Raw genomic sequence first — 12,642 nt, 5'->3', positions numbered from 1 at the left:
GTCACGATACTTTCACACGACGGCTGTCTGTGGCAAGAAGCCATCCAGGAGTAGGACGCTGCAGCCACCTCTCGACATTCGCGCCGAAAAGGGCGACTTGATCCTGCGTCAGGCATCCGGGCCTGACGAAATCCTGGCCTGCCAGAGGCTTCGTTACCTCGTATTTTACGAGGAACTTGGTGCGAGCCCAGTCGGGGACATGGCGATCTCCCGGTTCGACAGTGACCGGTTTGACGCGATCTGCGACCATCTCGTTGTCGTCAGGCGCGGAGAAGTTACCGATGATGATGGCATCAGCCTGGTGGACGGAGAACTCATCGGCACCTACAGGCTCCTGCGCCAGGAGGTGGCCGAAGCTAATGGCGGCTTCTACACACAAGGCGAATTCGACATCGCGCCTCTGATCGCGGCCCACCCGCAACTGCGCTTTCTCGAACTCGGCCGCTCCTGCGTTCTGGCCCCCTACCGAACCAAGCCAGTCGTCGAGCTGCTCTGGCAGGGTATCTGGAACTACGTCCGCCTGCACAGGATCGACGTCATGCTGGGGTGTGCGAGTTTGGAAGGCACGAACCCCGATGACCACGCCGTCTCTCTCGGCCTGCTGGCAAATGCGGCTGCGCCCAGCAACTGGAACGTCCAGGCACACCCCGACCAAAGAATCGAGATGAACCGCCTGCCATCCGGTCAGATCGACCAGAGGCAAGCCCTGAAGCTACTGCCGCCGCTCATCAAGGGATACCTCCGCCTAGGTTGCTACATCGGCGACGGTGCCGTCATCGACAGGCAGTTCAACACCATCGATGTCCTTATCATTCTTCCTGTCTCAGCGATCAACCCACGGTATTTTGCTCATTTCGGGGCGCCTACCGATTGATGTCATAGGCCGCGATCGCCGCCAGGTTCAGGATCTCTGATGCAGTCGCCGACATTGCCGCAATCTGCACGGGACGGTCGAGCCCCGTGAGCAGCGGACCGACAACAGTTACACCGCCCAACTGCTGCAGCATCTTGGTGGAGATTGATGCCGAGTGCGCGGCCGGCATCACCAGCACATTCGCCGGGCCGGTGAGTCGGCAGAACGGATACAGCGCCATCGCCTCTCGCGAAAGTGCCACGTCGGCAGCCATTTCTCCGTCATACTCGAAATCAACATTGCGACGATCAAGTACACTCACCGCATCACGCACGTAGGCCGCCCGCTCGCCTCGCGGATAGCCGAAGGTCGAGTAGGACAGGAACGCAACGCGCGGCTCGTAACCGAAACGCCGCGCCACACCTGCCGCTTCCTGTGCAATATCGGCAAGTTCGTCGGGGGACGGGAGTTCGTGGATCGAGGTGTCTGCGATGAAGACGGTCCGCCCACGGACCAGTGCCATCGATACGCCAATCGGACGGTGACCCGGACGGTTGTCGATGGCCTGGCGAACATTGTCGAGCGCCAAGGAAAAATTGCGGGTGAGCCCCGTCACCATCGCATCCGCATCGCCCATCGCAACCATGCAGGCGGCAAAGACGTTGCGGTCCTGGTTCACCATGCGCTGGCAATCGCGCAGCAGGAAGCCGTTGCGCTGCAAACGCTCGTACAGGAAGTTGGCATAATCGACATTGCGCTCAGAAATGCGGGCATTTGAAATCTCGACATTCTCATTGAGTTCGAGCCCGCTGTTCGCCAGCGTATCCTGGATCTGAGTCTCCCGGCCGATGAGGATGGCCCGGCCCAGTCCAGCACTTGCATAGCTGTTTGCTGCGCGGATCATGCGGTCTTCCTCTCCTTCCGCGAAGACCACGCGCTTCGGCGCCACGCGTACCTTGCCGAATACGCTCTGCAGGGTACCGGCAATGGGATCGAGGCGAGCTGACAGAGAATTGGCATATTCATCGAGGTCAGCAATGTGCTTGCGGGCAACACCGCTTTCCATCGCGGCCTTGGCAACGGCAACAGGAATTTTGGAGATGAGTCGTGGATCGAAGGGAACCGGAATCAGATAGTCTCGCCCAAAGGACGGACGCGGACCGTGATAAGCAGCAGCGACCTCGTCCGGCACGTCTTCTCGGGCGAGATCGGCCAGAGCATGGGCAGCCGCGATCTTCATCTCGTCGTTGATGGTGCGGGCGCGCACATCGAGCGCACCGCGGAAGATATATGGGAAGCCGAGGACATTGTTGATCTGGTTCGGATAGTCCGAGCGGCCTGTGGCCATGATGGCGTCCTGACGTACCTTGAGCACATCCTCGGGGGTAATCTCAGGGTCGGGATTGGCCATGGCGAAGATGATCGGGTTAGGCGCCATGCTCTTGACCATGGCTGGGGTCAGCGCACCGGCAACCGAAAGGCCAAAAAAAACGTCCGCGCCTTCCATCGCATCGGCAAGCGAGCGAGCAGCCGTTTCCACCGCATGGGCGGACTTCCACTGGTTCATGCCTTCCGTGCGGCCCTTGTAGACAGCACCCTTGGAGTCAGCGAGGATCACATTGCCATTCGGTACCCCAAGCGACTTTATCAGCTCCACGCAAGCAATCGCCGCTGCACCGGCGCCATTGCACACGATCTTCGCGGTCTTGAGGTCCCTCTTCGTCAGGTGCAGGGCATTGATCAGACCCGCGGTGGCGATGATCGCGGTTCCGTGCTGGTCGTCATGAAAGACGGGAATATCCATCATTTCGCGCAGGCGCTGCTCGATGATGAAGCAGTCTGGTGCCTTGATGTCTTCAAGGTTGATGCCACCAAAGGAGGGACCGAGGTACCGCACGGAGTTGATGAACTGCTCCACGTCCTTGGTGTCGACCTCGAGATCGATCGAGTCGACATCGGCAAAGCGCTTGAACAGGACGGCCTTGCCCTCCATCACGGGCTTTGACGCCAGTGCACCAAGGTCGCCCAGCCCCAAGATGGCCGTGCCGTTCGAGATGACCGCAACGAGGTTGCCTTTGGCCGTGTAATCGTATGCCGTTTCCGGTGCCTCGGCGATGCGCCGGACCGGGACGGCAACGCCAGGGCTATAGGCGAGTGACAGGTCCCGCTGGGTGGCCATCGGCTTGGTGGGGTTGATTTCCAGCTTTCCCGGCTTGCCACGCTGGTGGAATTGCAGGGCTTCCTCGTCGGTGATGGTCGGACGGCGCGGTTTCTGGTCCATGTCTTTGCCCTGCAAACAATTCTGGAATTCGGGTCCGCCAGACTAGAGGGGTGGGGGGAGACACTCAAGCATTCCGAAATCGCCTCTTGTACCTCTTTGGTCGATTCCTGCTATGGAGGTCACCGTGAGCGAATTGGACCATATTGGCGAGGGAGCGGGGGAGGATACCTCCAGCCGTGCAACACCCGTCATGGCCCAGTTCCTGGTGCTGAAACAGGCCAATCCGGGAAGCCTGCTGTTTTTCCGGATGGGGGATTTCTACGAGCTATTCTTCGAAGATGCGGAGATCGCGGCCTCGGCCCTCGGTATCACGCTGACCAAGCGTGGAAAGCACATGGGAGAGGATATCCCGATGTGCGGCGTGCCGGTACACGCAGCGGATGCCTATCTCCAGAAACTGATCAGGATGGGCCATCGCGTCGCCGTCTGCGAACAGCTTGAGGATCCTGCGGAAGCCCGCAAGCGTGGTTCCAAGGCCGTTGTCAAACGAGACGTGGTTCGTCTGGTGACACCGGGAACCCTGACGGAAGACAATCTGCTTGATTCGCGGAGCCACAATTTCCTCGTCAGCGTGACCCGGAACAAGGCAACGGGTGACATCGCCATAGCCTGGGCAGACATCAGCTCAGGTGAACTGGCTGTGATGCAAACTTCCTCAAACCGCCTCTCGGCCGACCTCACCCGCCTTGATCCTCGCGAAATCATCGCCGCCGACACGCTGCTTGCCGAGCCTGAGTTCACGGAACTCCTGGACCGGACAGGGGCGCCGCTAACGCCGCTTCCTGCAGTGAAATTCGACTCACTCGCGGCAGAACGACGTCTCAAGGAACAATTCGACGTGAAGGCGCTGGAAGGCTTCGGCAGCTTTACGCGTCCAGAGATCTCCGCGCTGGGTGGTCTTCTCGAATATGTTCTGATCACCCAGGCGGGAAAGCTGCCGCACTTTCGGCCGCCCCGGCGCGAAGTGGCATCCTCAGTTCTGCTCATCGACCCGGCAACACGAGCGAATCTCGAACTCACAAGAACGCTTGGAGGAGAGCGGCGCGGAAGCCTTCTTTCCGTGATCGACGACGCTATCACCGCTGCGGGATCTCGCTGCATTGCTTCGCGATTGTCGAACCCGCTTTGCGACCCTTATGCGATTGCGAACCGCCTTGACGAGGTGGCCCACTTCGTGGCCGATCCTTCACTGCGCGAGGACGTCCGCAAGCTTCTGGCACGCATGCCAGATCTCGAGCGAGCTTTGGGCCGTGTAGCCATTTCCCGCGGTGGCCCGCGTGATCTGGCGGCCGTGCGCGACGGGCTGATGATCGCCGGCCACCTTGCTCACCGGTTGGGCGGCAGCGCGACAATCAGTGGCCTTCCTGAGAACCTCGACCACATCTGCGAAACACTGAGTTGGACTGACCTCGATCTCGCGCGAGATCTCGATGCGGCGCTAGACCATGAACTTCCCGCATTCGCACGAGACGGCGGCTTCGTGAAGCAAGGTTATTCCGTCGACCTTGATGAGAACCGCTCTCTTCGCGATGAAACACGGCATGTCATTGCCGGATTGCAGGCACGCTATTCCGAGATCTCGGGCATCAAGTCCCTGAAGGTGAAGCACAACAATGTGCTTGGTTACTTCATCGAGGTACCCGCTACATCAGCTTCCCTGCTTCAGACCGCGGACAAGGCCGGACTGTTCATTCATCGGCAGACGGTCGCGAGTGCGATGCGCTTCGTGACCACGGAGCTCGCATCGCTCGATCAACGCATTGCCGCTGCCGCCGAGAAGGCGCTAGCACTGGAACAGGAAATCTTCTCGACGCTCTGCGCCAGAGTCGATGCTCGCAGGGATCTGCTCTCCAAGATTGCTGATGCATCGGCGCGACTCGATGCAGCGGCGGCACTTGCTGAAGTGGCGGAACGGCGCCGCTATGTAAGACCGCGCGTGGATGGATCAACTGGCTTCACCGTCCGCGGCGGTCGGCATCCAGTCGTTGAGGCCGCATTGCAGGACAAGGCTGCCGGATCCTTCGTTGCCAACGACTGTGACGTGTCGGGAGACGCCAGGCGACTCTGCCTGCTTACAGGCCCGAACATGGCCGGCAAGTCGACTTATCTGCGCCAGAATGCGCTCATCGTCATCCTCGCGCAGATGGGATCATTCGTGCCCGCGGCGGATGCACATTTCGGGGTCGTTGATCGCCTGTTTAGCCGGGTCGGTGCGGCAGATGACCTCGCTCGTGGCCGTTCGACCTTCATGGTTGAAATGGTGGAGACCGCTGCAATCCTGAACCAGGCAACCGAACGCTCATTCGTAATTCTTGATGAGATCGGACGCGGCACTGCAACCTATGATGGCCTCTCCATCGCATGGGCGACACTCGAACATCTCCACGGCGAAAACAGATGCCGCGCACTGTTTGCCACCCATTACCATGAACTCACCCAGCTCGCGGCCAAATTGCCGCACCTCGCGAATGCGACGATGAAGGTGAAGGAGTGGCAGGATCAGATCATTTTCCTGCATGAAGTCGTCGCAGGCGTTGCGGACCGGTCATACGGCATCCATGTCGCGCAGATCGCCGGGCTGCCCGCGGCTGTCATCAATCGCGCGCAGCAAGTCCTGGAAAGACTTGAGCGGCAAGGAGCGAAGGGACCCACGTCCGGCCTGGCCGAGGACCTGCCGCTCTTTGCCGCCGCACCGGCTGCAAAGCGCGAAAGTGCGGTGGAGAAAAGACTGTCTGGGGTCGTAGCAGACGAATTGTCACCGCGGGACGCGTTGGCGCTTGTTTACGAGCTCAAGAGCCTGCTGGCGGCACGGCAGCCATCATGACCAACTCCGCGCCATCCCTTCTCGTCGATATTCATCAGTTGCGTACTGACTTGACCACTGCCGGGGCAAACCTAGCCGGCGCAAGGCCCGAACTTCGGCCAGCAGTCGTGAAGATCGTGAAGCACGCCCTGGAGCAAGCCCACGCTCGGGCCGAGGAAGGATTGATTGGGGACGGAGATGGCACACGCTGCGCCGAATTGCTGAGCGATGCAGAGGACGAGATCATTCGCTCACTGTTCGACTTCGCAAACAACACGCTTTATCCAGCACGCGGCCACGAGGAACGGATTGCAGTCGTCGCAGTGGGCGGCTATGGACGCGGCACACTCGCCCCCGGTTCGGACATCGACCTGCTCTTCGTGCTGCCGACGCGCCAGACCGAGCGTGTTCAGAACATCGTCGAATTCATTCTCTATTGCTTGTGGGATACTCGTCAGAAGGTAGGCCACGCCACTCGGAGTATCGAGGAATGCATCCGCCTCGCCCGATCCGACAACACCATTCTCACGGCCATTCTCGAAGCCCGCTATATTTGCGGTGACGAGACGCTGTTCGCCGCCCTGGTCAATGATTTTCGTCGAGAGATCGTATCCAAGGGGGCGCGAGACTTCATTGCCGACAAGCTGGGGGAACGTGACCTCAGACACCTGAAGGTCGGGGAAAGCCGCTATCTCGTCGAGCCCGACGTCAAGGACGGAAAGGGCGGCCTCCGTGATCTGAACACGCTGTTCTGGATCGCCAAGTACATCTATGCCACGAATTCAACTGACGAGTTGGCCGAAAAGGGTGCCTTCAGCCAGCAGGAACTTGCCACCTTCAAGAAATGTGAGCGTTTCCTGTGGGCCGTGCGCTGCCACCTTCACTTCCTGTCAAGGCGAGGCAACGACCGGCTCAGCTTTGACCGGCAATCAGACATCGCGGAGCGATTGGGCTACAAGGCACATGGCGGCCTGAAGCACGTCGAACGCTTCATGAAACATTACTTTCTTGTGGCAAAGGACGTTGGCGATCTGACGCGCATCCTCTGCGCCAGCCTTGAGGCGCAACAGGTCAAGGAAGCCCCGGGGTTGGGGCGCGTGCTTGGCCGGCTGATTTCCAAGACGTCTGGTACGCTGCGTGATGCGCCGGATTTCCGGGTGGAAGGCGGACGCGTGTTGCCGAGTTCGCCAGACATCTTCATGACGAACCCGATCAACATGATCAGGCTCTTTGCCGTAGCAGGTCGGCACGGTGCGGAGATTCATCCTGATGCACTGAAGCTGGTGCGCAAGTCATTGGGACTTCTCCGCGGCATCCTTGATGATCCGGAGGCCAATGCCATATTTCTCGAACTGCTGACCGCCAGCGCTGACCCCGACGTCGTCTTGCGGATGATGAACGAGGCCGGTGTCCTTGGTCGCTTCATTCCGGAATTCGGCCGTATCGTCGCGATGATGCAGTTCAACATGTATCATCACTATACGGTTGACGAGCATCTGATCCGTGCGGTCGGACACCTGTCCGCAATCGAACGCGGCCGGCTCTCCGAGGACCACCCGCTTTCCACTGCTATCTTTCCAACGATCACCAGCCGCCGCCTTCTTTATGTAGCCGTCTTCCTGCACGACATTGCCAAGGGCCGGAAGGAAGACCACTCCATCGCCGGAGAACGGATAGCTCTCGATCTTTGTCCAAGGCTTGGCCTTTCCCCATCGGAGACCGAGACTGTTGCCTGGCTCATCCGCCATCATCTTCTGATGAGCGAGACTGCGCAAATGCGTGATCTCAACGATTTCAAGACTATCCTTGACTTCTGCTCAGTGGTGCAAAGCGTCGAGAGACTAAAGCTTCTGATCATTCTGACGGTGGCAGACATCCGCGCCGTGGGACCCGGCGTTTGGAATGGCTGGAAAGGCCAACTGTTGCGAACGCTCTATACCGAGGCGGAGCCTGTGCTGACGGGTGGCCATACCGCCGTTTCGCGCAGAGAACGAGTGGCAAGTGCACAGGCCGCCTTCTTCGCGCGAATGCCCGGATGGAGCGACGAACTCAAGGCCAACTATGCTGCCCGCCATTACGATGCCTATTGGCTGGGCAGTTCCACTGACAAGCAAGTTAAACATGCCGAGTTGATCTCCGGGGCAGCGCCCAAGAGCGTCGTCACCAGTTTCGAGACGGATGCCTTCACTGCCATCACCGAGCTTTCGATCTATACACCCGATCATCCACGTCTGCTGGCACTGATCACCGGCGCCTGCGCAGCTGCCGGCGCAAACATTGCTGGCGCGCAGATCTTCACGACTACGGATGGAATGGCGCTGGACACCATTCTGATCCAGCGCGAGTTCACCGAAGAGGAGGACGAGCGTCGCCGGGCCGAGCGCATCGCCGAGTTGGTTCGAAAGGCACTGCGTGGTGAGCTATGGCTAAAGGAAGCCGTGGCACGCGCCTACAAGCCACAGCAACGGATCAGAGCCTTCACGGTGGAGCCGCGGGTCATCATTGACAACCAGTCTTCGAACCGCTTCACCGTCATCGAAATCAATGGCCTCGACCGGATTGGACTGCTCTATGACCTCACCGAGGCTCTCTACAAGCTCAACCTCAACATTGCATCCGCCCATGTCACGACCTTCGGCGAAAAGGCAGTGGACGTATTCTATGTGACCGATCTTACCGGCGCCAAGATCGAGAGCTCGACCCGCCACAAGCAGATCGAGAACGCCCTCGGCAGTATTCTCAAGCCGGCACACGTCGTCCCGATCAAGGTTTGATCAAACATGTCCCTTCTGAAATCCGCAGCAACCGTCGGGGGCCTCACACTCGTGAGCCGCGTACTCGGTTTCGTGCGCGATCAGTTGATTGCCTTCGTCCTGGGGACGAGCTTCGTAGCAGAGGCTTTCTTCGTGGCACAGCGCTTCCCCAATCTTTTCCGGGCACTTTTCGCGGAAGGGGCTTTCAACAACGCTTTCGTGCCGTTGTTCGCCAAGCGAGTCGAGGGCGAGGGGGAGGCCAAGGCACGGGATTTTGCCATCGAGGTGTTCTCCTTTCTGCTGGCATGGCTGGTGGCCTTTTCGGCCGTCGCGATGATTGCAATGCCAATCGTCATCTATGTCATTGCCCCAGGCTTCAAGGCGGATGGCGAGAAGTTCCAGCTGGCAGTGGACCTCACCCGAATCTGCTTCCCTTATCTGCTGTTCATGTCCCTCACGGCGCTCCAGTCCGGGGTGCTGAACAGCCTCAACCGATTCACCGCGGCGGCAGCCGCGCCCATCCTGCTCAATGTCGTGATGATCGCCTCCAACGTCGTGGCCTGGCTTCTCGCCACCGGAAACACACCCGAGACGGGATACATCTTCGCCTGGGGCATCTTCGCATCGGGCGTTGCACAATATGCACTGCTTGCGATTGCCTGCCGCCGAGCGGGCATGCGCCTCCTGCCACGCTGGCCACGCCTCACGCCCGATGTGAAGCACGTCATCAAGCTGTCGATCCCCGGCATCATCTCTGGCGGGGTGATGCAGATCAACCTCGTGGTGGCGACCATGATCGCCACCACGCTGCCCGGTGCCGTTGCGTTCCTCTACTATGCCGACCGCCTCTATCAGCTTCCGCTCGGCGTGATCGGCGTGGCAATCGGCGTTGTGCTTCTTCCCGACCTTTCGCGCAAGCTGCGGGCGGGCAATGAGGCAGGAGCCCTTAATAGCCAGAACCGGGCCCTCGAGCTATCGATGTTCCTGACCCTTCCTGCCGCCATTGCACTCATGGCGATCCCGAACCCGATCATTCATACCGTGTTCGAACACGGAGCCTTTACCCGCGCTGACACCTTCGCCGTAGCACCTGCGCTGTTGGCTTTTGCGTCCGGCCTGCCTGCCTTCTCCCTGACCAAGGTGTTCCAGCCAGGCTTCTATGCCCGCGAGGACACCCGGACGCCCATGCGCTTTGCGGTGATTTCAGTGATCGTGAATGTGATTGGAAGCATTCTTCTCTCACTTGTCCTGGGACATGTCGGGATTGCAATGGCGACCTCCCTCGCTGCCTGGGTCAACACCATCCTGCTGGGTGTGACGCTGTCACGACGCGGATTGTTCACGCTGGACGAGCGTTGCCGCAGGCGCCTGCCGCGCATCGTCGCAGCCGCACTGGCAATGGGGGCGCTTCTGCTGGCGGGCGCGTGGGCTCTGGAAGGCAATTATGCCGAAAGTGCGGGATTCCTTGCGGCGGCCTGGGGGCTTGCGGTGCTCGTGGCAGGTGGTGTCGTCGGCTATTTTGTGCTTGCCCATGCCACCGGGGCCATGCGGTTCTCCGAAGTGAAGTCGATGCTGAAACGCTGAGGTTTTATGGCTAGAGTCTTGCCCATGACAGACAAAAACGATGAACAGGACGTTGCCTTCGGTTTCCGCAGGGTCAGCGAGGACCAGAAGCAAGGTCTCGTCAACGAGGTCTTCTCCAAGGTGGCCGAGCGCTACGACCAGATGAACGACCTGATGTCGGGCGGGTTGCACCGGCTTTGGAAAGACGATTTCGTCGCCCTGCTCAACCCTCCGCGCGGTCAGGCGTCCTTCAATCATCTCGACGTGGCCGGCGGCACCGGCGATATCGCTTTTCGAATCCTGCGGGCGGGCGGTCCCAATGTACGGGTGACGGTTGCCGACATCTCGCCGGAAATGGTCGCTGAAGGCCGGAAGCGCGCCGAGGCTGAAGGTCTGCTGGGCCGCTGCGGCTTCACCGTCGGCAATGCCGAGACTCTGGCCTTTCCGGACAAGAGCTTCGACGGCTACACCATTGCATTCGGCATTCGCAACGTGACGCACATCGACAGGGCTCTTCGCGAAGCATACCGCGTGCTGAAGCCTGGCGGCCATTTTCTGTGCCTCGAGTTCAGCCAGGTTGACGTGCCGCTGATGGACAAGATCTATGATGCCTATTCCTTCACCGCCGTGCCGGCCATCGGCAAGGTGGTAACGGGCGATGGCCATCCCTACCGCTATCTCGTCGAGTCAATCCGCACCTTCCCGAAGCAGGACGACTTCAAGGCGATGATCGAGGATGCTGGGTTTGCCAATGTCAGTTACCGGAATCTGACAGGTGGTGTGGTGGCCATCCATTCGGGCTGGCGCATTTGATGTTCTCCGAAATCAGGCACAGCATCGCCCTTCTGCGCGCAGGCCGCACCCTTGCGGCCTACGATGCGCTGATGACACCGGAACAGATCGCGCAATTGCCGTGGGCTGCGCGGTTGGGATTGTCAATTGCGAAGTTCGGCACCCACAAGCCGGAGAAGGGTGGCGAGATGGCGGTTGCAGCAGCGCTGTCGTCGCTGGGGCCAAGCTACATCAAGCTTGGCCAATTTCTGGCAACCCGGCCGGATCTGGTTGGCCCGCGTCGCGCCTTCGAGTTGAAGGCACTGCAGGACCGGCTGCCGCCCTTCCCCACCGAAACGGCCAAAAACATCATAAGGGAAAATCTGGGCTCACCGGTCGACGTGCTGTTCACCGAATTCGGACCGCCTGTCGCCGCAGCCTCGATCGCGCAGGTGCACAAGGCGCGGAGCCCCGATGGCCGCGAGCTGGCAGTCAAGGTGCTGCGCCCCGGGGTTGGCAAACGCTTCGCCGCCGATCTTGGCAGTTTCTATTTTGCGGCGCGCCTGATGGAGCACTTCAGTGCGGAGGGGCGCAGACTCCGTCCCGTCGCAGCCGTCCATATGCTCGAGCAATCGATGAAGCAGGAACTCGACCTGCGCATGGAGGCTGCAGCTCTTTCAGAAATGGCGCAGAATACAGCTGGGGACCCAGGCTTTCGCGTGCCCAAGGTCGACTGGGAGCGCACCAGCCGCGACGTACTGACTACTGAATGGATCGACGGCACACCGATTGCCGATGTCGAGGCACTGCGCGTCCAGGGATTCGATCTGGTGAAGCTCGGAGACACCGTGATCCAGAGTTTTCTGCGCCATGCGATCCGCGACGGCTTCTTTCACGCCGACATGCATCAGGGAAACCTCTTTGTCGATCGCTCAGGCAACCTCGTCGCCGTCGACTTCGGCATCGTGGGCCGGCTGGGGCCGAAGGAGAGCATGTTTCTGGCGGAGATCCTCTACGGCTTCATCACCCGCAATTACCTCCGTGTGAGCGAAGTGCATTTCGAGGCGGGCTATGTGCCACGTCACCATGATCCGGCCGTCTTCGCTCAAGCCATCCGTTCCATCGGCGAGCCGATCATGGACCGGCCGGCGAACCAGATTTCGATGGCTCGTCTGCTCACCCAACTGTTCGAGATCACCGCCCAGTTCGACATGCAGACGCAGCCGCAGCTGCTCCTGCTGCAGAAAACCATGGTTGTGGTCGAAGGCGTAGCCCGGACGCTGAATCCTGACCTCAACATGTGGGTAACGGCGGAACCGGTGGTCGGCGGCTGGATCAAGCGCCAACTTGGTCCGGCCGGCAAGCTGGAGGAGGCGGCCGGATCCCTCCACCAGCTCTTCACCGGCCTTCCCGTGATGCTGGAGGATGCAAAGCGGGCCACCACCATGCTCGCCGACATGGCGGCCACCGGGGGCTTGCGGCTCGACCGGGAGACGACCGAGCGGCTGGCACAGGCCCAGTCGCGACATGCCCGTTGGACGCGCTTCTGGTTGGCACTGGGGGCTATTTCGCTCGCCGCCATAGCCATTAAGCTCATCACCTGAGGGCGGTTGGCAGG

7 protein-coding genes are annotated in these 12,642 nt (G+C 60.2%); 6 read left to right on the top strand and 1 reads right to left on the bottom strand.

What is annotated here, in order from left to right; translation table 11 throughout:
• Positions 1-97: 97 nt before the first annotated feature.
• Entirely contained in the window at positions 98-874 is a 777-nt protein-coding gene (gene olsB, locus DK847_RS09095) for a l-ornithine N(alpha)-acyltransferase (protein ID WP_245414566.1), read from the top strand.
• Here olsB and DK847_RS09090 read toward each other — a convergent pair.
• Positions 864-3,134 (bottom strand): NADP-dependent malic enzyme, encoded by a 2,271-nt coding sequence (locus DK847_RS09090; RefSeq protein WP_111197925.1) that lies wholly within the window; start codon positions 3,132-3,134, stop codon positions 864-866. The genes olsB and DK847_RS09090 overlap by 11 nt on opposite strands.
• A gap of 112 nt (positions 3,135-3,246) precedes the next feature.
• On the opposite strand from DK847_RS09090, the gene mutS reads away from it, so the two are divergent.
• Genes mutS through ubiB form a run of 5 tightly spaced genes read left to right on the top strand, consistent with a single transcriptional unit; the run spans position 3,247 to position 12,628 of the window.
• Positions 3,247-5,958 (top strand): DNA mismatch repair protein MutS, encoded by a 2,712-nt coding sequence (gene mutS / locus DK847_RS09085; RefSeq protein ID WP_111197923.1) that lies wholly within the window; start codon positions 3,247-3,249, stop codon positions 5,956-5,958.
• Positions 5,955-8,711 (top strand): [protein-PII] uridylyltransferase, encoded by a 2,757-nt coding sequence (locus DK847_RS09080; protein ID WP_111197921.1) that lies wholly within the window; start codon positions 5,955-5,957, stop codon positions 8,709-8,711. The genes mutS and DK847_RS09080 overlap by 4 nt, the downstream gene beginning before the upstream one ends.
• A gap of 6 nt (positions 8,712-8,717) precedes the next feature.
• Complete coding sequence (murJ, locus tag DK847_RS09075) at positions 8,718-10,274, top strand: murein biosynthesis integral membrane protein MurJ (RefSeq protein ID WP_111197920.1); 1,557 nt, start codon at positions 8,718-8,720, stop codon at positions 10,272-10,274.
• A 24-nt stretch (positions 10,275-10,298) separates the two neighbouring features.
• Positions 10,299-11,066, top strand: a complete 768-nt coding sequence (ubiE, locus tag DK847_RS09070; protein ID WP_245414565.1) for a bifunctional demethylmenaquinone methyltransferase/2-methoxy-6-polyprenyl-1,4-benzoquinol methylase UbiE — start codon at positions 10,299-10,301, stop codon at positions 11,064-11,066.
• Positions 11,066-12,628, top strand: a complete 1,563-nt coding sequence (gene ubiB, locus DK847_RS09065) for a 2-polyprenylphenol 6-hydroxylase (protein ID WP_111197916.1) — start codon at positions 11,066-11,068, stop codon at positions 12,626-12,628. The genes ubiE and ubiB overlap by 1 nt, the downstream gene beginning before the upstream one ends.
• Positions 12,629-12,642 lie beyond the last annotated feature (14 nt).

Origin of the sequence: Aestuariivirga litoralis (genome assembly GCF_003234965.1) — a bacterium.
In the GTDB taxonomy this organism is placed as follows: domain Bacteria; phylum Pseudomonadota; class Alphaproteobacteria; order Rhizobiales; family Aestuariivirgaceae; genus Aestuariivirga; species Aestuariivirga litoralis.
This window is presented reverse-complemented; position numbering and strand designations above follow the sequence as displayed.

Coding starts and splice junctions, on each gene's coding strand:
- DK847_RS09080 (WP_111197921.1), top strand. CDS start 5,955: ATGACCAACTCCGCGCCATCCCTTCTCGTCGATATTCATCAGTTGCGT.
- murJ (WP_111197920.1), top strand. CDS start 8,718: ATGTCCCTTCTGAAATCCGCAGCAACCGTCGGGGGCCTCACACTCGTG.
- ubiB (WP_111197916.1), top strand. CDS start 11,066: ATGTTCTCCGAAATCAGGCACAGCATCGCCCTTCTGCGCGCAGGCCGC.
- ubiE (WP_245414565.1), top strand. CDS start 10,299: ATGACAGACAAAAACGATGAACAGGACGTTGCCTTCGGTTTCCGCAGG.
- DK847_RS09090 (WP_111197925.1), bottom strand. CDS start 3,134: ATGGACCAGAAACCGCGCCGTCCGACCATCACCGACGAGGAAGCCCTG.
- mutS (WP_111197923.1), top strand. CDS start 3,247: ATGGAGGTCACCGTGAGCGAATTGGACCATATTGGCGAGGGAGCGGGG.